We start from the raw sequence: 19,947 nt of genomic DNA, 5'->3' as shown, positions 1-19,947 counted from the left end.
CCGGCTCAGCAGCTCTCCAGGAACCGTGACAGCACGCGCGTGCCGAAGTGCAGGCCTTCCACCGGCACCCGCTCGTCCACGCCGTGCGCCATCGCCCGGTACGGGAAGCCTTTCGGCAGCCACAGCGGCGCGAACCCGTAGTTGTCGATGCCGAGCTGCGCGAACGCCTTCGCGTCCGTCCCGCCTCCCAGGCAGTACGGCACCACGACCGCCTCGGGATCTTCCGCCCGCAAGGCCGCGGCCATCGCCGAGAACCACGGCGAGTCCACCGGCGCCTGCACCGGCGGCTGGTGCGCCACGAACTCCCGCGTCACGCCGTCGCCGAGCAGCTCGTCCACAGCCGCGAACAGCTCTTCCTCGGTCCCCGGCAGCACCCGCACGTCGACCTGCGCCGAAGCCGTCGACGGGATCACGTTCACCTTGTAGCCCGCGTCCAGCATCGTCGGGGTCGTGCTGTTGCGGACCGTCGGCACCACCAGCGAACCCGCCGGGCCCAGCGCCGCCACCGCCGCGTCCACACCGTCCGAAGAGGACAGGTCGACCGGCACGCCGAGCGCGTCGCCGGTCCGCTCGAGGAACGCCCGCACGGCCGGGGTCAGCGACACCGGCCAGCGGTGCGCGGCGATCCGGTGCAGCGCACCCACCAGCCGCGTGACCGCGTTCTCCTCGTTCGGCCGCGACCCGTGCCCGGCCCGGCCCCGCGCGGTCAGCCGCAGGTGCGCCGTCCCGCGCTCGGCCGTCCCCACCGGGTAAAGGTGCACGTCACGCCCGTCGGCCGCCGGCACGTGATAGGTGTAGCCGCCCGACTCGCTGATCGCCGCCACACACCCCTCGAACAGCTCCGGGTGCCGGGCGACCAGCCAGTGCGCGCCCCACTCGCCGCGGTCCTCCTCGTCGGCGACGAACGCCAGCACCAGTTCCCGCCGGGGCCGCACCCCGCCGGCCAGCGCCGCGAGCACCATCGCCACGAAGTCCTTCATGTCGGTCGCGCCGCGGCCCCACAGGTACCCGTCGCGGACCTCGCCGGAGAACGGCGGCACCGACCAGTCCGCCGCGTCCGCCGGGACGACGTCGAGATGGCCCTGCACCAGCAGCGCCGGCAGCGACGGGTCCGTTCCCGGCACGCGGGCGACGACGCTGGCCCGCCCCGGCGCGGCTTCCAGGATCCGGGAGGGGATGCCGAGGCCGTCGAGGAACGCGGCCACGTACTCGGCTGCCGGGCGCTCGGGGCGGGCGTCGTTGCCGCCGCGGTTGGTCGTGTCGAACCGGATCAGGTCCGCGCACAGCTCGACGACGTCAGCCATAGATGCCCTGCACCGCCCCCGCCGCGATCGCCGTGACGACCTTGAACGCCTTCATCGCCTCGGTCATGTTCACCGCGTCGAACCCGACCCGGCGCGTCCCGATCTGCTCCACCGTCGGGACCACCGCCGCGGCCTGCGCCAGGTGGCTCGCGTCGAACTCCACCTCGATCCGGTGCGCCCGCACGCGCCGCTCCTCCCGGCCGGCCAGTGCCATGGCGTCGGCCGCCGCGCCGGTCAGCAGCTCCGCCGTGCGCGCCGGCGGCAGGCAGATCGCCGCGTACCGGCTCACGCACTCCTTCACCTGGACCAGCTCCGCCTCCGGAGCGTAGTCACGGGCGTCTTCACACGTTTCGTCGTCACCCGAAACCAGCAGGACGGGGACGCCGTACTCCGCGGCCACCGCCGCGTTCAGCCGGCCCTCGCTCGCCGGCACGTCGTCCAGCCACACGCCGGTGATCTGGTTCTCCAGGTACGTGTGCGACAGCACCCCGTCGAACCCGGCACCGGCGTGGTAGCCGAGGAACACCACACCGTCCACACCGGAGTCGATGCCCTGCATCATCGACAGCGGCTTGTGCCGCCCGGTCAGCATCCGCGCCCGCGGGTCGAGGTCCTCCAGCAGCAGGTTCCGCTGCGACGAATGCGCTTCGTTGACCAGGACATCGCTCGCCCCGGCCGCGAACAGCCCGGCCAGCACCGCGTTGACGTCGCCGGTGAACAGCCGCCGGAAGCGGTCCCACTGCGGCGAACCGGGCACGACGTCGTCGGTCCAGGTGACGCCGGTGGCGCCCTCCATGTCCGCCGAGACCATGATGCGCATGCCCGGCACTCTAACCAGACCGCCCGGGCCCCGGGCACGCACCGCTCGTCACCCACCGTCACCGGAAGCGATCGATAACGATCGGACACCTGCCGAGGCGCCAACATATTGCGCGGTTGTCCCGGTATGTGGTTACTTCTCGTCCTTGGGGAGGCTCACAGCGAGAACGATGGGGTGGTTTTTGGTGCACTTTCCACGCAGAACCGGGCGCATCGCCCGCGCCGGCGCGGCCCTCGCGGCCGCGACGCTGGCGGCGATCCCGCTCGCCGCGCCCGCACAGGCCCAGCAGGCCAAGGTGCTGCGCGTCGCGCTGACCACCGGCATCGACCACCTCAACCCGTTCACTGCGTCGCTCGCCGCGTCGACGCAGGTCGGCCGCTTCATCTACGAGTTCCTCACCGTGCCCTCGGCCGAGACCGCGCAGGCCTCGCCCGCGCTCGCCGAGTCGTGGACCCCGTCACCGGACAAGCTCACCTGGACGTTCAAGATCCGCTCCGGGGCCAAGTGGAGCGACGGGCAGCCGGTCACCGCCAAGGACGCCGCGTTCACGTTCAACCGGATGCTCACCGACGAAAACGCCCGCACCGCCAACGGCAGCTACGTCACCAACTTCGAGACCGTCACCGCCCCCGACGACACCACGCTGGTCATCAAGACCAAGACCGTGCAGTCGGACATGAACCTGCTCGACGTGCCGATCGTGCCGGAGCACGTCTGGGCGCCGATCAAGGACCTCAACGACCCCAAGACCGACGACATCTCGGTCGTCGGCGTCGACGACGGCCCGTACCAGCTCACCGAGTACAAGCAGAACGAGTACGTCAAGTTCAAGGCCAACAAGAACTACTGGCGCGGCGCCCCGCAGGTCGACGAGCTGCAGCTGCTGGTGTTCAAGGACGCCGAAGCCGCCGTCAACGCCCTGCGCCAGGGCGAGGTCGACGTCATCAACCGGCTCACCCCGACCCAGTTCGACGCGCTCAAGAACCAGCCCGGCATCACCACCAACGCCGCCCCCGGCCGCCGCTACGACGAGATCAACCTCAACTTCGGCGTCCAGAACAGCGAAAACCAGCCGATCGGCGACGGCAACCCCGCGCTCAAGGACATCCGGCTGCGCAAGGCGATCGTGCAGGCCATCGACCGCCAGACCGTGGTCGACCGCGTCACCGGCGGGCACGCCCAGATCGGCACCGGCATCATCCCGCCGATCTACCACGCCTACCACTGGGAACCGGCCCCGGACGAGCAGGTCAAGTTCGACATCGCCGCCGCCAACGCCGCCCTCGACCAGGCCGGCTACGCCAAGGGCCCAGACGGCGTCCGCGTCGCCCCCGGCGGCGGCAAGCTCGAACTGCGCCTGACCGGGCACGCCAACCGGCCCTACGACCAGCGCCTCGCCCAGTACGTTTCCGGCTGGCTCAAGGACATCGGCATCACCGTCAAGCAGGAGCTGGTCTCCGACGACGAGCTGAACGACCGCACCAACGCCGGCAAGTACGACCTCGCCGTCTCCGGCTACGCCACCAACCCGGACCCGGACTCCGCGCTGCAGCTGCACACCTGCGCGGCCCGGCCGAACGCCCAGGGCAAGGGCGCCACCACCGACACCTTCTTCTGCGATCCCGAGTACGACCGGCTGCGCGCCGCCCAGCTCGCCGAAACCGACGACGCCAAGCGCGCCGGCATCGTCAAGCAGGCCCAGGCCCGGCTCGCCAGCCAGGCCGTGAACGTCGTGCTCGACTACCAGAACTCCCTCGAGGCCTACCGCTCCGACAAGTTCTCCGGCTTCACCAAGCAGCCCCAGCCCGAGGGCGCGATCCTCGAGCAGTCCGGCTACTGGGGCGTCTACGGCGCCACCCCGGCCGGCAGCCAGTCCGCCGCGGACTCCGGCAGCGGCAGCACCGTCGTGTGGATCGTCGTCGGCGCCGTCGTGGTGATCGTGCTCGTCGGCGGCGGCATCATGCTCGGCCGCCGCGGCAAGTCGGCGGAGGACCGAGAGTAAGCATGACCGCCCCCGAACAAGCCGCGGTGCTCGTCGATCCCGCCGAGCACCGCGGCTCGACCGGCACCGCCCGGTTCGTGCTCAAGAAACTCGTCGAAGCCGTCGTCAGCATCGCGCTGGTGATCGTGCTGTTCTTCTTCCTGTTCCGGATGCTGCCCGGCGACCCGGTCGCGACCATGGTCCGCGAGCGGCCCACCGACCCGAAGCAGGTCGCGGAACTGCGCGAACGCCTCGGCGTCGACAAGCCCGTGCTGCAGCAGTTCGGCGACTACGTCTGGAAGCTCCTGCACGGCGACTTCGGCACGTCCTACCTGGAAAACCGCCCGGTCGGCGACATGATCGACGAACGGCTCTGGCCGACCATCCTGCTCGTCGGCAGCGCGACCGTGCTCGCCGTCGCCCTCGGGCTGTGGCTCGGCACGCGCGCGGCGTGGCGCCGCGACAGCACCTTCGACCGCACCCAGACCGGGATCGCGCTCACCCTGTGGTCGGTCCCGCAGTTCTGGCTCGGCCTGATCCTGCTGGTCGCCACCAACGGCCTGTTCCCCAGCCGCGGCATGCACTCCCCGGACGCCGCGCCGGGCTTCCTCTCCCAGACCCTCGACGTGCTGCACCACCTGGTGCTGCCGTGCGTGACGCTCCTGGCCGTGTTCTACGCCCAGTACATGCTCATCATGCGCTCGTCGCTGCTGGGGGAGATGAACGCCGACTACCTCACCACCGCCCGCGCCAAGGGCCTGCGCGACGACCTCGTCCGCCGCCGCCACGCCGTCCCGAACGCGCTGCTGCCCACCACCACGCTGGTGTTCATGCAGTTCGGCATGGTCGTCTCCGGCGCGGTGTCGGTCGAGGCCGTGTTCAGCTGGCCCGGCCTCGGCCAGCTGACCTACCAGGCCCTCCACGGCCCGGACCTGCCGGTCCTGCAAGGCGTCTTCGTCGTCCTCGCCGGCGCCGTCGTGCTGATGAACCTGCTCGCGGAACTGCTCTACCGCGTGCTCGACCCGAGGGTGCGCACCTCATGACCACCACCGAAACCCTCGAATCGCCGCGCGCGATCGCCTGGCGCCGCCGCCGCCAGGCCGTCGCCCGGACCTGGCGCGAATTCACCGTCCAGAAAGGCGCGCTCACCGGGCTGATCCTGCTCGCCGTCACCGTCGTCATGGCCCTGCTGCTGCCGGTGCTGTCCGACGAATCCGGCCTCGACGTCACCAAGGCCGACGGCGGCGCCCTCAACCCCCCTAGCGCCCGCTACTGGCTCGGCACCGACATCGACGGCCGCTCGGTGCTGCTCATGACGCTGTGGGGCGCCCGGATCTCGCTGCTCGTCGGGTTCTCCGCCACCGTGCTGTCGGTGCTCATCGGCACCCTCATCGGGATCACCGCCGCCCACTTCGGCGGCTGGACCTCGACGATCCTGATGCGGTTCACCGACTTCTTCCTCGTGCTGCCGTCGCTGGTGCTGGCCATCGCCCTCTCGGCGGTGCTGCCGCACGGCGTCTTCACCGTCATCGTCGCCATCGGCCTCACTGCCTGGCCCAGCACCGCCCGGCTGGTCCGCGCCCAGACGCTGACCATCGAAAGCCGCCCCTACATCGAACGCGCCCGCGCGCTGGGCGGCGGCCACCTGCACGTGGTCGGCAAGCACGTCCTGCCCGGCGTGCTGCCGCTCGTGCTGGCCAACACCACCCTCGTCGTCGGCAACGCCGTCATCGCCGACGCCACCCTCGCGTTCCTCGGCGTCGGCGACCCGAACGCCGTGTCCTGGGGCGCGATGCTGGAGACCGCGCTCAACAACGGCGCCGTCACCCGCGGCGCCTGGTGGAACCTGCTCCCGCCGGGCATCGCCATCGTGCTCGTCGTGCTCTGCTTCACCCTGGTCGGCCGGGGACTGGAGACCGTGCTCAACCCGAGGTTGAAGAAGTGACCACCCCGCTGCTGCAGCTCAAGGACCTCACCGTCACCTACGCCGTGGGCGAGAAGGAAGTGCCCGCCGTCCGCGGGGTCGGCCTCACCCTCGACCCCGGCGGCACCCTCGGCGTCGCCGGCGAATCCGGCTCCGGCAAGTCCACCGTCGCGATGAGCGTGCTGCGGCTGCTGCCGCGCACCGCGAAGATCACCGGCGAGATCGTCCTCGACGGCGAAGACGTCACCGCCATGAAATGGGGACGGCTGCGCGCGGTCCGCTGGGCCGAGGCGTCCGTCGTCTTCCAGGGCGCCATGCACGCCCTCAACCCGGTCCGCAAGATCGGCGAGCAGATCGCCGAGCCCATCCGGCTGCACCCGCCCGGCGGGAAGACCCCGACCGACGCCGAGGTCGACGCCCGCGTCGCCGAGCTGCTCACCCAGGTCGACCTGCCGCCGAGCCGCGCCGGCGCCTACCCCCACGAGCTGTCCGGCGGGCAGAAGCAGCGCGTCATGATCGCCATGGCCCTCGCTTGCTCGCCCCGGCTCATCATCGCCGACGAGCCGACCACCGCCCTCGACGTCATCGTCCAGGCCCAGGTCCTCGCCCTGCTCTCCCGGCTGGTCGCCGAGCAGGACATCGGCCTGATCATGATCAGCCACGACCTGTCGGTGCTCGCCGCCACCTGCGAACGCATCGCCGTCATGTACGACGGGCAGATCGTCGAAGAAGGCCCCAGCGCCGAAGTGATGACCGCGCCCCGGCACGAGCACACCCGGGCGCTGGCCGCGGCGTTCCCGACCGTCGGCGACCCGGCGTCCCGCTTCGCCCCGGCCACCGCCACCCCGCTGCCGCCCGAACCGGCGGACCGCGTCACCGGCGGAGAGCCGCTGCTGGCCGCGGAGAACCTGCGCGTGTCGTTCCGCGACCGCACCGGCAAGCGCATCGACGCCGTCGCCGGGGTCGACCTCGCCGTCGCCCGCGACGAAATCGTCGCGCTGGTCGGCCAGTCCGGCTCCGGCAAGACCACCCTCGCGCGCACCCTGCTCGGCCTGCAGAAACCCGACTCCGGCGTGGTCCGCTACGCCGGCCGGCCGGTGCCGGCGGGCGGCGCGGGCCTCAAGGCCTACCGCCGACAGGTCCAGCTCGTCCTGCAGGACCCGACCAGTGCCTTGAACCCGGCCCACACCGTGTACGAAGCCGTCGCCGAAGGCCCCCGGATCCACGGCATGACCGACGAGCGCGCCGTCGTCCACCGCGCCCTGGAAGCCGCGGAGCTGCGGCCGGCGGAGAAATACGCCGACCGGCTGCCGCACCAGCTCTCCGGCGGCCAGCGCCAGCGCGTCGTCATCGCCGGTGCCCTGGCGCTCGAACCGTCGGTGGTGGTGGCCGACGAACCGGTCGCCTCGCTCGACGCGTCCGTGCGCGGCGAGATCCTCGCGCTGCTGCTGCGGCTGCGCCGCGAACTCGGCCTCGCCGCGCTCGTGATCACCCACGACCTCGGGCTGGCCTGGAACATCGCCGACCGGGTCGCCGTGATGTACCGCGGCGAGCTCGTCGAAACCGGGACCGTGGAGCAGGTCCTGCTCGACCCGCAGCACGAGTACACGAAGTCCCTGCTGGCCGCCCTGCCCGGCGGCACCGCCCAGCGCCGCGCGGTCGGGACGTGACCCGGCGGAAAACCGGCACTGCGGGAAACCCGCGCGAGCGCGGTGTGTAATCTCCGAACGGAAATGGCGACCACCACCGACCCCACGCAGACGCCCTCGGCCGGGCTGGCCGAGCGGCTCCGCGTGCCCTCGCGATTCCCGTACCGCACGATCGCGATGGGCACGGTCGGCAGCACGCTGCTCATGATCGCCGCGCTCGGCGCCGGCGGCATCCTGATCTCCGACCCCGTCCTCGGCCACGGCCCGCTGTCCTGGGTCCGCTACGGCCACGGGCGCATGCTCGCCAACGCCGTCCTCTACACCGGGTTCGGTCTCGTCGTCTGGGCCTGGGTCCGGCTCGGCCGCTACGTGCTGGCCGGCCGCATCGGCAGCCGCCCGATCCTCGTGGCCGCCGCCTGCTGGATGGCGCCGCTGATCGTCTCGCCGCCGCTGTTCACCCGCGACGTCTTCTCCTACCTCGGCCAGGGCGCCCAGCTGCTCTACGGCCTCGACCCGTACGCCAACGGCCCCGCCGAGCTCGACGTCCTGCCGAACGTCGTGCAGAACGTCCACCCGCTCTGGCAGACCACGCCGGCCCCGTACGGGCCGCTGTTCCTGCTCATCTCCAAGGGTGTCGTCGCCACCACCGGCGACAACATGATCGCCGGCGTCATCCTCATGCGCGTCGTGCTGCTCGCCGGGCTGGCGGGCACGCTGTGGGCGCTGCCGCGGCTGGTGAAGCATCTCGGCGGCAAGCTCCCGGTCGCCCTGTGGCTCGCGGTGGCCAGCCCGATGATGGTGATCCACCTCTTCGGCGGCCCGCACAACGACCTGATGATGCTCGCGTTCCTGACGATCGGCGTCCTGGCCGCGCTGGAACGCCGGCACGTCGTCGCGATCGTCCTGGTCACCATCGGCATGCTGATCAAGCCGACCGCGGCGATCGCCCTGCCGTTCCTGGTCTGGATCTGGGCCAACCACCTCACCGGCGAGTCGAAGGTCCGCAACTTCCTGCGCGCGGGCGCGGCCTCGGTGGGGCTGTTCCTGCCGGTGTTCGTGGCGGGTACGTGGATCTCGCTCGGCTCGCTCAACCTCGGCTGGTGGTCCGGGCTCAAGGCCCCGCAGCTCATCGCCAACTGGCTGAACATCCCGACCGGCATCGGCGAGGTGTTCTACAACTTGGTCCACCTGATCGTCGACGTCCAGGTGTCCCCGTTCGTCACGGTCGCCCGCGCGGCGGGAATGCTGGTGCTGATCGGCTTCGGCATCCGCCAGTGGTGGCTGGCCCGCGGCGGCGGCACGGAGGCGGTGTACCGCGCGGGGATCTCGCTGCTCGCCGTGGCGATCCTCATGCCGCCCACCCTGCCGTGGTACCTGACTTGGGGTTTCGTACTCCTGTCGGCGTTCAAGTGGCAGCCGAGGCACCTGGCGCTGGTGGTGGCGGTCTCGGTGTTCGTGACGCTGGTGTACTACCCGACAGGCGAGCAGGCCCTGTACGACTGGTGGTTCATCGCGCTGGTCGTGGTGGCAAGCCTCTACTCGGCGGCGTCCCTGCTGCGCCCGGACCCGCTGGGGTTGATCGACGCCTGGCGCCGCCCGGAGAAGTTCCTCCGCGACTGACGTCTGGCTGGCGCGGCCGCAGCGGCCACGCACTACATGCCCTGGTAGCCCGAATGGGCGGGGCGGCTGCGTGCGATCTCTTCGGCCAGCTTCTCCGTGAACCACACCATGATGTCGTACGGAACGCTGTGCTCCTCCGGTGCGTGGACGCGCACGGTCGGCTCGACCGAGAGATCTTCGTCGGGCACGACTTCCGTCATGCGGTCCTCGTAAGCCACGCCCGGGCTATGCCACGACAACCCCGTGCCGAGCCGGCAGTTCAGGCCGACCCCGACCAGCCTCGCCAGGTGTGGATCTCCGTCGCCACCACCGCGTGCTCCGGCGGCCGTTCCGCGTACTGCGCGTACTTCGCCACCAGCCACGACACCGGCTCGGCCCGCTCGGCCTCCGGCACCACCCGCGCCACCCCGTCCGCCCGGACCCACCACAGCCGTGACCAGTCCTCGGCGTACTCGTCGGCCAGGAAGCACACCGCCGGGTTCGCAGCGATGTTCGCCAGCCGCCGCAACGACGTCGACGACTTCGGCTTGTGGTCCACCGCGAACACCACCACGTCACCCCGCACCGCGAACGTCACCGGCACCAGGTGCGGCACCCCGGAACCCGACACGGTCGCCAGCCGCGCCACCCGTGCCGACGCGAACCGGGAACGAGCCTCCGCCGGGGTCATGTCAGCGCGGGGGAGTCGAACGTCAGCGTCCCCAGGTCCGCGTCCACCGTCACCGGCACGCCCAGCGGCAACGTCGGCGACGACGCCACGTGCCCGAACCCGAACTCCTCCACCACCGGCACGCCCAGCGGCGCCAGCCGGTCCAGCATCAGCGACCGCACCTCGGCCGGGTCGCCGCACGCCGCCCACGAACCCAGCACGATCCCGCGCACGCCCTCGAACCAGCCGCTGCGCAGCAGCTGCGTCAGCATCCGGTCCAGCCGGTAGACGCTCTCGGTGACGTCCTCCAGCAACACCACCGCGTCCCGCGCCGACCCCTGCTCCGGCGTCCCGATCCCCGCCGCCAGCAGCGACAGGTTCCCGCCCGTCAAGACACCCGACGCCCGCCCCGGCACCAGCGGCGAACCGCCGCGGACCACCCGGTTCCGCTCCGGCTCGAACAGCGCACGCCGCAGGTGCTCCACCGCGCAGTCGTCGAACAGCACGCTCGCCGGCATCGGCGAGAACAGGCTCGGCAGTCCCAAGTGGACGTTCACGGCCCGGTGCAGCGCCGTCACGTCCGACGACCCGGCCAGCACCTTCGGGCCCGCTTCCCGCAACGCCGCCCAGTCCACCAGGTCCAGCATCCGCTGCACGCCGTAGCCGCCGCGCGCCGCCAGCACGCACCGCACACCCGGGTCCAGCCACGCCTCGGTGAACTCCGCCGCCCGCGCGGCGTCCGAACCGGACAGGTAGGGCGGCGACCCGGCCGCGAGCCGCACGCACGACCCCACCCGCACCTCGACACCCCAGCCGCGCAGCACCGGCACCGCCTTCTCCAGCAAGTCCGCCGGTACCGGCCCGGCCGGCGCCACCAGCGCCACCGTGTCGCCCGCCCGCAACCGCGCCGGCCTCACCGCGACAGCTCCAGCTGCGCCACACCCGGCGTCTCGAAACCCAGCACCTGCCCGTAGAACGACAGTTCGGCCTCCAGCGCCGCCACGATCGTCGCCGCCTGCCGGAACCCGTGCTGCTCCCCGGCGAACCGCTGGTAGGCGTACGGGATCCCGCGCCCGGCCAGCCCGGCCACGAACCGGTCCGCCTGCTCCGGCGGGCAGATCCGGTCCTCCAGCCCCTGCTGGAACAGCACCGGCCCGGCCAGCGACGCCGCGTTCGCCAGCGGCGACCGCTCGACGTACCGCTGCTTCGCCGCGGGCAGCGGGCCGATCAGCCCGTCCAGGTACCGCGACTCGAAATCGTGCGTGTCGCCCTCGGCGCCGGTCCACCCGGCCAGGTCCAGCACCGGGTACATCACGGTGCCCGCCCGGTAGGTCTTCGTCGTCGTCAGCGACGCCGCCGCGGTGAACCCGCCCGCGCTGCCTCCGCGGATCGCCAGCCGCGCGCCGTCGGCCAGCCCGGCCGCCGCCAGCGCCTCGGCCACGGCGACGCAGTCCGCGACGTCCACCACACCCCACTGCTCCCGCAGCCGCTCGCGATAGGCTCGCCCGAACCCGGTCGACCCGCCGTAGTTCACCGCCGCCACGGCGAAGCCCCGGCTCGTGAAGTACGCGACCTCCAGGTCCAGCACCGGCAGGTACTGCCCGGTCGGCCCGCCGTGGACGTGCACCAGCAACGGCGGCAGCTCGCCTTCGGGCGCCGCGAAGTCCGGGTTCGCCGGCTCGTAGAGCACCACCGGCACGGTCTCGCCGGCGTCGGTGGTGAACACCCGCTCCTGTGGCATCGGCAGGTACGCCGACGGCAGCTCCGGCTGCGGCGTCAGGTCCGTCACCACCCCGTCCGGCCCGACCCGCACCACCGCCGGCTCCCGGACCGGGCCGCCGGCGATGCCGACGACGGCGTCACCGAGCACCGCGAGCCCGGTCGACGACCACGCCGTCAGCTCCTCGGCCACCGGCGTCACCGAGCCGCCGGCCTCGTCGAGCACCGCGAGCCGGCCGGACACCAGAACGGCGTGCCGCCCGCCGCCGAGCGGCACGAACCACCGCGAGCCCGCCTTCCACAACGGCCCGCCCAGCTCCCGCTCCACCGGCGCCAGGTTCGTCACCGGCCCGTCGATCCCGACGCGGTGCAGGTTCCACCAGCCGTCCGGGTCCAGCAACGCGAGCAGCGTCGAGTCCGTCTCCCACTCGACCTGGCACACCGCGACGTCCCGGCCGCCGGCCACGACGCGGTGCGGCCCGAACGACCCGTCCTCGGCGACGGGGGCGACGCACAGCTCGGTCCCGTCCCACGGCATCGCCGGGTGGTCCCACCCGAACCAGGCCGCGTGCCGCCCGTCCGGCGACAGCTTCGGCACGGTCAGGAAGTGGTGGCTCGCGGCCAGCACCCGCTCGCCGCCGCCGTCCACGGCGATGGCCACCAGCTCCCGCTCGACGTCGGTGGGCCGCGGCCCCACACCGCGCTCGCGCACCGCCCACACCTCGCCGGCCCGCCCGGCGCGCAGATCGCCGTAGCGGACGCCCTGCGGCTGCGCCGGCTCCGGAGTCAGCGGCGCCACACCGGTTTCGCGCAGGGCGTAAACCCGCTGATCGACCCAGTGCGTGAACACCACGACACCGTCGGCGACCGCCCACGGCCGCCCCCCGTACTCGTGCAGCCGGTTGCGGACGTTCCACGGCGCGGGCAGCACGTCCTCCGCGCCGCCGGGCACGGCACGCACCAGCGCGACCCGGCCCTGCTCACCGGGCCGCGCCTCGGCCCACCACACCTCGCCGGCGACGACGTCGAGCCACTGCGGGCCGCCACCGGCGGCGGCCACCTCGGCGGCGGTGATGGGCGAGGACCAGGTTCCGTACGGCGAAATCCGAGACACCCCCCGAGGCTAGCGGCCCGCGAAGGTGGGGCGGCGGATGCCGATCATGCGCCGGTGGCCTAGGGTCGGTAGTGCTATGTCTCGCGTAATCCACGTCTTCCGCCAGCCGGATCGGTTCGTCGCCGGCACCGTCGGCGAGCCCGGCGATCGCACGTTCTACCTCCAGGCGTCCGAGGACGTGCGCACGATCAGTGTCACCATCGAAAAACAGCAGGTCGTCGTCCTCGCGGAGCGCCTCAGCTCGCTGCTGGAGGAGGTCGCCAGCCGCTTCGGCGCCGACGTGCCCGACGACGTCCCGGAGGACCTCGTCGACGTCGACCCCCTCACCGTCCCGGTCGAGGAGGAGTTCCGCGTCGGCACCATGGGCCTGGGCTGGGACGCCGACAGCAGCGCGGTCGTCATCGAGCTGCTCGCCATCACCGAGGGCGAGGTCGACGAAACCGTCGTGCTCGACGACACCGAGGAGGGCCCGGACGCCGTCCGCGTCTTCCTCAGCCCGGCCGCCGCCCGCGCCTTCGCCGAACGCGCCGACCGCGTCGTCAACGCCGGCCGCAAGCCGTGCCCGCTGTGCGGGGAGCCACTCGACCCGACCGGGCACATCTGCCCCCGGCAGAACGGCTACCGGCGCGAAACCGACGCGGACGAAGACTGACCATGGCCCCCACCCCCGATCCGGCCGACCCGGCGTCCCGCGAGCTGGTCACCCACGGCCGCATCGACGTCGAAGGCCGCCTGGTCGACGCCTCCAACGTCACGCTGTTCTGCGCCATCGAACTCGACGGCGTCACCGGCCGGGTCGTGTACAAGCCGGTGTCGGGGGAGCGGCCGCTGTGGGACTTCCCCGACGGCACCCTCGCCGGGCGCGAAGTCGCCACCGCGATCATCAGCGACACCGCCGGCATCGGCGCGGTCCCGCCGACCGTGCTGCGCGACGGGCCCTTCGGGCCCGGCATGGTCCAGCTGTGGATCGAGACCACCGAGGAGGACCTCGTCGAGGTGCTCCCGCCCGACGAAGTCCCCGACGGCTGGCGTCCGGTCCTGCACGCCCACGACCGGCTCGGCGAGCCGGCGGTGCTGGCCCACGCCGACCACGCCGGGCTGCGCGACCTCGCCGTGCTCGACATCGTCGTCAACAACACCGACCGCAAGGGCGGGCACCTGCTGCCCGGGGTCGACGGGCTCGTCTACGGCGTCGACCACGGCATCTGCCTGCACACCGACCCCAAGCTGCGGACCGTGCTGTGGGGCTGGATCGGCGAACCGGTGCCGCCCGACACCGTCGAGAAACTGCGCAAGCTGCGCTCGGAGCTGGACGGCGGCCTCGGCGAGACGCTGTCGGAGCACATCACGACGTTCGAGATCCGGGCGCTGGCCGAACGCACCGACCTGCTGCTGGCCGAGGGCATCTTCCCGGAACCGGGCGACGACTGGCGCGCCATCCCGTGGCCCCTGTTCTGATCGACGCCGCCGCCCGCGCCCGGCTGGCCGCCCGCTTCGGCGCCGAGCTGGCCGGGCCCTGGTGCGACGCGCTGCCGGACCTGGTGGCCCGCTTGTGCGCGCGGTGGGGAGTCACCGTCCGCGAGACCCGCCCCGGCAACACCGGCCGCACCCTGCTGTGCACCGGCCCGCGCGGCGACCTGCAGGTCCTCAAGCTCACGCCCGATCCGGACGTCGCCCGCCTGGAGTTCGCCGGGCTGCGAGCCTGGGCGGGGTGCCCGCGCGCGGTGCAGGTCCTCGACAGCGACCTGGCGGCCGGGGCGATCCTGCTCGAAGGGCTGGTCCCCGGCACCGAACTGCGCGGCCGCGACGTCCCGTGGCCGGAGATCGGCGCCCTGCTCGCCGAGCTGCACGGCGTCGCGCCCCCGGCGGATCTGCCACCGCTGACCGACCGCGTGAGGTTCATGTTCGACATCACCGAACGCAACCTCCCCGGCTCGCCCGTCGAGCCGTACCTGACTCCCGAACTGCTCGCGCGCGCCCGCGGCCGTGCGCTCGCCCTCGCCGAGGACGGACCACTGGCCGTCGTCCACGGCGATCTGCACCCGGGCAACGTCCTCGACGCCGGGCCCCGCCGCGGCCTGGTCGCCATCGACCCGCGCCCGAGCGTCGGCGACCCGGCCTTCGACCTCGCCGACTGGCTCTACCTGCCGCTCGCCGCCGGCGGCACGCTCGACGACGGCATCGAGGCACTCCGCCCCCACCTGCCCGGCCTCGACCCCGCACGGGCCCGGGCGTGGTGCGTCGCGTTGGCGCCGCTGGCCGCCCACGCGCCGCTGCGCCGCGGCGAGCACACGCCGTTCACCGACGCCCTGCTGGAGATGGCGCGCTGACCGGCGTGGCATGACCCGCCCGGACCCCGATCACCACTAGGTTGCCTGGTCGTGCGCTCCCACTCCTATGACGACGTGCTCGCCGGCCCGCGCCGCAAGAAGGTGCCGGAGGTCCCCGCCGAACCCGGTCTCGTGGTCGAGGACCCGGTCAGCGGCTACTGCGGCGCGGTGGTGAAGATCGAGTACGGGAACGTCGTGCTCGAGGACGCCAAGGGCCGCCACCGCGTGTTCCCGCTCGCGCCCGCCGGGTTCCTGCTGGAAGGCAAGCCGGTCACGCTCGTGCCCTGCCGCGCCCCCGCGAAGGCGCCGGCCCGGCAGGTCTCGGCATCGGGGTCGGTGAAAGTGCAGGGCCTGAAGGCCCGCGTCGCCCGCGATTCACGCATCTGGGTCGAAGGCAAGCACGACGCCGAGCTGGTCGAACGCGTCTGGGGCCACGACCTGCGCGTCGAAGGCGTCGTCGTCGAGCCCCTCGACGGTGTCGACGTGCTCGCCGACCGGATCGCCGAGTTCGGCACCGGCCCCGGCCGCCGCCTCGGCGTGCTGGTCGACCACCTGGTCCCCGGCAGCAAGGAGTCCCGGCTGGTGGCGGCCATCCGCGACGAGAACGTGCTGGTCACCGGGCATCCCTACATCGACGTCTGGGAGGCGGTGCGACCCGCGGCCGTCGGGATCGACGCGTGGCCGAAGATCCCGCGCGGCACGGAGTGGAAGCAGGGAATCTGCGACGCGCTCGGCTGGGGGCAACCTTTCGAGGGCTGGCAACGTGTCCTGAGCGGGGTGAGCAGTTTCCGCGACCTCGAGACCCCGCTCATCGGGGCCGTGGAACGGCTCATCGACTTCGTCACCGAGCCGGCGGAAGAGGGCTGAATGTCCGATTTGTCCAAGGTCACGCGTGGGTTACGTCCCGTCACTGTGCCGGTGCGAACCGGCGCGATCTGAGAGCATGAAGCCATGTCCTGGGCACTGGTCTGGTTGATCGTCGGCATCGCCCTGATGATCGCCGAAGTCGTCTCCGGCGACTTCGTGCTGATCACGCTGGGGGTCGGCGCGCTGTTCGGCGCCGGGGCCGACGTGCTCACCGGGAACCTGTTCGTCGACGTCGCCGTGTTCGCCGTCGCCTCCGTCGGGATGCTGGTGCTGGTCCGGCCCGCGCTCAAGCGCCGGCTCCTGGCCGGGCCGACCCACCACACCGGCATCGACGCGCTGATCGGCGCCCGCGCCGTCGTCGTGTCCACAGTGGACTTCGAGGCCGGGCAGGTGAAGCTGGCCGGCGACGTCTGGTCGGCCCGCAGCCTCTCGGAGCACCACCCGCCGATCCAGCCCGGCACGCCGGTGACCGTCGTCGAGATCTCCGGCGCCACCGCCGTCGTGTCGGCCGAGCCGTGAGCCTGGGACTCGTCACCGTCCCCGAAGGCCGGGCCGCGGTGATCGAACGGCTCGGGAAGTTCCGTGCCGTGCTCGGCCCCGGCCGCCACCTCGTGCTCCCGTTCGCCGACCGGGTCCGCGTCCGCGTCGACCTCGGCGAGCAGCTGCTGTCCGCGCCGCCCCGGCTCGCCGGGACCGGCGACGGCAAGGAGGTCTCGATCGGCTTCGAGGTCGTCTTCGCCATCACGGATCCGCGGCGGGCGACCTACGAGATCGCCGACCCCGGCCTGGCGATCGAGCAGCTGACCCGCGCCGCGCTGCGGCAGGAAGCGAGCCTGACCACGGCCGAGCGCGCCGTCACCGCGCCGGGGGACCTGCACCGTACAGTGTGGACGGTCCTGCACGACACCACCGGCCGCTGGGGGATCACCGCCATGGAGCTGACGCTCGCGGTGCGCCCGTCCGCGGCGCCCGCAACTCCATCAACCGCGCAGGAATGGTACTAGGTAAGGGGAAGATCTCTTGACCACCACAGTAGCGATCGTCGTGGTCGTCTTACTGGCTCTCTTCGTGATCATCACGGTAGCCAAGGCGATCATGGTCGTACCGCAGGCGCAGTCGGCGGTGATCGAGCGGCTGGGCCGGTTCCGCACGGTGGCGTCGCCGGGCCTGACCTTCCTGGTGCCGTTCCTGGACAAGGTGCGCGCCCGGATCGACCTGCGCGAGCAGGTTGTCTCGTTCCCACCGCAGCCGGTCATCACCGAGGACAACCTGACGGTGTCCATCGACACCGTCGTGTACTTCCAGGTCACCGACTCCCGCGCCGCGGTGTACGAGATCTCCAACTACATCGTCGGTGTCGAGCAGCTGACCACCACCACGCTGCGCAACGTGGTCGGTGGCATGAGCCTCGAGCAGACGCTGACCTCCCGTGACTCCATCAACAGCCAGCTGCGCGGCGTGCTCGACGAAGCGACCGGCCGCTGGGGCATCCGTGTCGCGCGTGTCGAGCTGAAGGCGATCGACCCGCCGCCGTCCATCCAGGACTCGATGGAGAAGCAGATGCGCGCCGACCGGGAGAAGCGCGCCATGATCCTCACCGCCGAAGGTCAGCGGGAGTCCGCGATCAAGACCGCGGAAGGCCAGAAGCAGAGCCAGATCCTCGCCGCCGAGGGCTCGAAGCAGGCGGCGATCCTCGCCGCCGAAGCCGAGCGGCAGTCCCGCATCCTGCGCGCGCAGGGTGAGCGGGCCGCGCGGTACCTGCAGGCGCAGGGCCAGGCGAAGGCGATCGAGAAGGTGTTCGCCGCGATCAAGGCCGGCCGCCCGACCCCGGAGGTGCTGGCCTACCAGTACCTGCAGACGCTGCCGCAGATGGCGCAGGGCGACGCCAACAAGGTGTGGATGATCCCCAGCGACTACGGCAAGGCGCTCGAAGGCTTCGCCCGCGCACTCGGCGCCCCCGGCGACGACGGCGTGTTCCGCTACGAGCCGCCGAAGGAAGAGCCGACGGACAAGCCGGAACTGGAAGACGAAGAGGTCCAGGGCTGGTTCGACACCTCCAGCGACCCGAAGGTCGCCGAGGCCGTCGCCGCCGCGGAAGCGGTCGCCCGCAAGGAGGTCCCGGCCCTCGGTGCCCCGGCGGCCACGCCCGCGCGGCCGTCGATTCCGCGCCCGGTGCAGCAGCCGGCGCCCGAACCGGCCGACGAGGAGCGCGGCACCGAGGTCACGGCCGCGCCGCAGCAGCCGCCGACTCCGCAGAGCGGCCAGCAGCTGCCCCAGCCGCAGGCCCCGGCCGGCCCGCCTCCGGGCGGGCAGTACCAGGGCCCGCCGCCGCAGTCCCCGCCGCCGGGCCAGTTCGGCGGCCCGCAGCAGAACCCGGGCGGCGGCCCGTTCCCGCAGCAGCCGCCCTTCGGCGGCCCGCGTCGCTGAGACCTGACGAGGGCCCTCCCGCCGGCCCGGCGGGAGGGCCCTCGTCGCGTCACCTCCGCTGGTACACGCTCAGGTCGTCGATGTCGGCCTTCGAGCGGTCCCGCAGGAAGATCACGCACAGGATCGTCACCACCGCGGACAGGACGATGTACGCCGAAATCGAGTACGGAGTCCCGGTCGTGTGCAGCAGCCACGTCGCCAGCAGCGGCGCCGGCCCGCCCGCGAACACCGAGGCCAGCTGGTAGCCCAGCCCGGCGCCGCCGTAACGCAGGTGGGTCGGGAAGCTCTCGCCGATCAGCGCCGCTTGCGGGCCGTACTGCAGCGCGTGCGGGACGAACGACACCACCACCGCGACGAACACCAGCGCGTGGCTGCCGTGCGCGAGGATCGTGAAGTACGGGAACGCGATGACGCCGGTGAGCACCGCCCCGGCCAGGTAGACCCGCTTGCGGCCGACGCGGTCCGACAGCATCGAGAACACCGGGATCATCGCCAGCTCGCACGCCGCGCCGACGAGGACCGCGTTGAGCACGAACGTCTTGCTGAACTCGTGCCGCGCCACCACGTAGATCAGCACGTAACTGGTGAACAGGTAGAACGGCATCTGCTCGCTGAAGCGCACCCCGGCCGACAGCAGGATCTCCCGCCAGTGCTGCCGGATCGCGTCCAGCACCGGCGTCCGCGCGGTTTGCCGGTTCTCGACGAGCTTCGCGAACATCGGCGTCTCGAGGATCTTCAGCCGGATCACCAGGCCGACCGCGACGAGCACCAGGCTGAGCAGGAACGGGATACGCCAGCCCCAGGAGTCGAACGCCGCGGGGGAGAGGGTCGCCGACAGCAGCGTCATCCCGCCGGTGCCGAGCACCAGCCCGACCGGGACACCGACCTGCGCGAAGCTGGCGAGCAGGCCGCGTTTGCGCTGGTCGCCCCACTCCATCGCCAGCAGCACCGAACCGCTCCACTCGCCGCCGATCGCGATGCCCTGCACCAGCCGCAGCAGCACCAGGACCAGCGGGGCGGCGATCCCGATCGCCGACGTCCCCGGCAGCATCCCGACCACGCCGGAGGAGATGCCCATCAGCAGCAGCGTGACGATCAGCGTCGCCTTGCGGCCGATCCGGTCACCCCAGTGCCCGAAGATCGCGGCCCCCACCGGGCGGGCGGCGAACCCGACCGCGTAGGTCGCGAACGACTGCATCGCCCCCGCGTAGGCGCTCGACGCGGGGAAGAACAGGTGCGGGAAGACCAGCGCGGCCGCGGTGTTGTAGAGGAAGAAGTCGTACCACTCGATCGTGGTGCCGATCGCGCTCGCCAGCGCGGCGCGCCGGACCTGTACCCGTCCTGATCTGCTTTCCGGCTCGACTTTGTGCGTGACGCCGTTGTCGCCCAAGACCATCTTGCAACACCTCCGGTGACCGATGTCACACAACAGTGTGACGCCCGTCGACGGATTCGGCGATCGTTGACCACGAAGTCGTCCGCCGAGCGCCCGAGAAACTTGCAGATATCGAAACTTTGCAGAATCTGCAATATTCGGTATGGT

19 protein-coding genes are annotated in these 19,947 nt (G+C 72.1%); 12 read left to right on the top strand and 7 right to left on the bottom strand.

Annotated elements, in window-relative coordinates:
• Positions 1-5: 5 nt before the first annotated feature.
• Positions 6-1,304, bottom strand: a complete 1,299-nt coding sequence (locus tag BT341_RS26985) for a M20/M25/M40 family metallo-hydrolase (protein ID WP_072478942.1) — start codon at positions 1,302-1,304, stop codon at positions 6-8.
• A complete protein-coding gene (locus BT341_RS26980; RefSeq protein WP_072478941.1) occupies positions 1,297-2,124 on the bottom strand; it encodes a M55 family metallopeptidase in 828 nt (275 codons plus the stop codon). The genes BT341_RS26985 and BT341_RS26980 overlap by 8 nt, the downstream gene beginning before the upstream one ends.
• A gap of 169 nt (positions 2,125-2,293) precedes the next feature.
• On the opposite strand from BT341_RS26980, the gene BT341_RS26975 reads away from it, so the two are divergent.
• From BT341_RS26975 to mptB, 5 genes are all read left to right on the top strand, one after another.
• Entirely contained in the window at positions 2,294-4,126 is a 1,833-nt protein-coding gene (locus tag BT341_RS26975) for an ABC transporter substrate-binding protein (RefSeq protein WP_072478940.1), read from the top strand.
• A 2-nt stretch (positions 4,127-4,128) separates the two neighbouring features.
• Positions 4,129-5,148 (top strand): ABC transporter permease, encoded by a 1,020-nt coding sequence (locus BT341_RS26970; RefSeq protein WP_072478939.1) that lies wholly within the window; start codon positions 4,129-4,131, stop codon positions 5,146-5,148.
• On the top strand, positions 5,145-6,050 hold the full coding sequence (locus BT341_RS26965) for an ABC transporter permease (RefSeq protein WP_072478938.1): 906 nt from the start codon (positions 5,145-5,147) through the stop codon (positions 6,048-6,050). Before BT341_RS26970 ends, BT341_RS26965 begins: the two co-directional genes overlap by 4 nt.
• Positions 6,047-7,699 carry a nickel ABC transporter ATP-binding protein NikE gene (gene nikE, locus BT341_RS26960; protein ID WP_072478937.1) on the top strand — a complete coding sequence of 551 codons (1,653 nt, stop codon included), beginning with the start codon at positions 6,047-6,049 and terminating at the stop codon, positions 7,697-7,699. The genes BT341_RS26965 and nikE overlap by 4 nt, the downstream gene beginning before the upstream one ends.
• 63 nt (positions 7,700-7,762) lie before the next feature.
• Entirely contained in the window at positions 7,763-9,298 is a 1,536-nt protein-coding gene (gene mptB, locus BT341_RS26955; RefSeq protein WP_072478936.1) for a polyprenol phosphomannose-dependent alpha 1,6 mannosyltransferase MptB, read from the top strand.
• 32 nt (positions 9,299-9,330) lie between these two features.
• Here the strand turns inward: mptB and BT341_RS45510 are convergent, their stop codons facing one another.
• From BT341_RS45510 to BT341_RS26940, 4 genes are read right to left on the bottom strand one after another with little or no spacing between them, the layout of a single operon-like run.
• Positions 9,331-9,498, bottom strand: a complete 168-nt coding sequence (locus BT341_RS45510; protein WP_177328902.1) for a hypothetical protein — start codon at positions 9,496-9,498, stop codon at positions 9,331-9,333.
• A 59-nt stretch (positions 9,499-9,557) separates the two neighbouring features.
• Positions 9,558-9,968 (bottom strand): TIGR03668 family PPOX class F420-dependent oxidoreductase, encoded by a 411-nt coding sequence (locus BT341_RS26950; protein WP_072478935.1) that lies wholly within the window; start codon positions 9,966-9,968, stop codon positions 9,558-9,560.
• Positions 9,965-10,864 (bottom strand): S66 peptidase family protein, encoded by a 900-nt coding sequence (locus tag BT341_RS26945; RefSeq protein WP_072478934.1) that lies wholly within the window; start codon positions 10,862-10,864, stop codon positions 9,965-9,967. The genes BT341_RS26950 and BT341_RS26945 overlap by 4 nt, the downstream gene beginning before the upstream one ends.
• Positions 10,861-12,780, bottom strand: a complete 1,920-nt coding sequence (locus BT341_RS26940) for a prolyl oligopeptidase family serine peptidase (protein ID WP_072478933.1) — start codon at positions 12,778-12,780, stop codon at positions 10,861-10,863. The genes BT341_RS26945 and BT341_RS26940 overlap by 4 nt, the downstream gene beginning before the upstream one ends.
• 76 nt (positions 12,781-12,856) lie before the next feature.
• On the opposite strand from BT341_RS26940, the gene BT341_RS26935 reads away from it, so the two are divergent.
• From BT341_RS26935 to BT341_RS26905, 7 genes are all read left to right on the top strand, one after another.
• Positions 12,857-13,432, top strand: coding sequence for a DUF3090 domain-containing protein (locus BT341_RS26935; protein ID WP_072478932.1), 576 nt, complete (start codon positions 12,857-12,859; stop codon positions 13,430-13,432).
• Between the two features lie 2 nt (positions 13,433-13,434).
• The gene (locus tag BT341_RS26930) at positions 13,435-14,238 is read left to right on the top strand and encodes an SCO1664 family protein (RefSeq protein WP_072478931.1); all 804 of its coding nucleotides are present in this window, start codon (positions 13,435-13,437) and stop codon (positions 14,236-14,238) included.
• Positions 14,223-15,110 carry an aminoglycoside phosphotransferase family protein gene (locus BT341_RS26925; RefSeq protein ID WP_072478930.1) on the top strand — a complete coding sequence of 296 codons (888 nt, stop codon included), beginning with the start codon at positions 14,223-14,225 and terminating at the stop codon, positions 15,108-15,110. The genes BT341_RS26930 and BT341_RS26925 overlap by 16 nt, the downstream gene beginning before the upstream one ends.
• A 51-nt stretch (positions 15,111-15,161) precedes the next feature.
• A complete protein-coding gene (locus tag BT341_RS26920) occupies positions 15,162-15,977 on the top strand; it encodes a DUF3097 domain-containing protein (protein ID WP_072478929.1) in 816 nt (271 codons plus the stop codon).
• Positions 15,978-16,061: 84 nt separating this feature from the next.
• Positions 16,062-16,496, top strand: coding sequence for an NfeD family protein (locus BT341_RS26915; protein ID WP_072478928.1), 435 nt, complete (start codon positions 16,062-16,064; stop codon positions 16,494-16,496).
• Positions 16,493-16,981 carry an SPFH domain-containing protein gene (locus BT341_RS26910; RefSeq protein ID WP_072478927.1) on the top strand — a complete coding sequence of 163 codons (489 nt, stop codon included), beginning with the start codon at positions 16,493-16,495 and terminating at the stop codon, positions 16,979-16,981. The genes BT341_RS26915 and BT341_RS26910 overlap by 4 nt, the downstream gene beginning before the upstream one ends.
• A gap of 91 nt (positions 16,982-17,072) precedes the next feature.
• Positions 17,073-18,404, top strand: a complete 1,332-nt coding sequence (locus BT341_RS26905; RefSeq protein ID WP_245805351.1) for an SPFH domain-containing protein — start codon at positions 17,073-17,075, stop codon at positions 18,402-18,404.
• A 49-nt stretch (positions 18,405-18,453) separates the two neighbouring features.
• On the opposite strand, the gene BT341_RS26900 is transcribed toward BT341_RS26905, so the two are convergent.
• A complete protein-coding gene (locus tag BT341_RS26900; protein WP_072478925.1) occupies positions 18,454-19,800 on the bottom strand; it encodes an MFS transporter in 1,347 nt (448 codons plus the stop codon).
• Positions 19,801-19,947 lie beyond the last annotated feature (147 nt).

Source organism: Amycolatopsis australiensis, assembly GCF_900119165.1.
GTDB classification, from domain to species: Bacteria; Actinomycetota; Actinomycetes; order Mycobacteriales; family Pseudonocardiaceae; genus Amycolatopsis; species Amycolatopsis australiensis.
Note: the sequence above shows the minus strand (reverse complement) of the source record. Positions and strands in the feature narration are given on the sequence as shown.

Coding starts and splice junctions, on each gene's coding strand:
- BT341_RS26975 (WP_072478940.1), top strand. CDS start 2,294: ATGGGGTGGTTTTTGGTGCACTTTCCACGCAGAACCGGGCGCATCGCC.
- BT341_RS26905 (WP_245805351.1), top strand. CDS start 17,073: ATGGTCGTACCGCAGGCGCAGTCGGCGGTGATCGAGCGGCTGGGCCGG.
- BT341_RS26930 (WP_072478931.1), top strand. CDS start 13,435: ATGGCCCCCACCCCCGATCCGGCCGACCCGGCGTCCCGCGAGCTGGTC.
- BT341_RS26935 (WP_072478932.1), top strand. CDS start 12,857: ATGTCTCGCGTAATCCACGTCTTCCGCCAGCCGGATCGGTTCGTCGCC.
- BT341_RS26950 (WP_072478935.1), bottom strand. CDS start 9,968: ATGACCCCGGCGGAGGCTCGTTCCCGGTTCGCGTCGGCACGGGTGGCG.
- BT341_RS45510 (WP_177328902.1), bottom strand. CDS start 9,498: ATGACGGAAGTCGTGCCCGACGAAGATCTCTCGGTCGAGCCGACCGTG.
- BT341_RS26970 (WP_072478939.1), top strand. CDS start 4,129: ATGACCGCCCCCGAACAAGCCGCGGTGCTCGTCGATCCCGCCGAGCAC.
- BT341_RS26980 (WP_072478941.1), bottom strand. CDS start 2,124: ATGCGCATCATGGTCTCGGCGGACATGGAGGGCGCCACCGGCGTCACC.
- BT341_RS26900 (WP_072478925.1), bottom strand. CDS start 19,800: ATGGTCTTGGGCGACAACGGCGTCACGCACAAAGTCGAGCCGGAAAGC.
- BT341_RS26985 (WP_072478942.1), bottom strand. CDS start 1,304: ATGGCTGACGTCGTCGAGCTGTGCGCGGACCTGATCCGGTTCGACACG.
- BT341_RS26915 (WP_072478928.1), top strand. CDS start 16,062: ATGTCCTGGGCACTGGTCTGGTTGATCGTCGGCATCGCCCTGATGATC.
- mptB (WP_072478936.1), top strand. CDS start 7,763: ATGGCGACCACCACCGACCCCACGCAGACGCCCTCGGCCGGGCTGGCC.
- BT341_RS26965 (WP_072478938.1), top strand. CDS start 5,145: ATGACCACCACCGAAACCCTCGAATCGCCGCGCGCGATCGCCTGGCGC.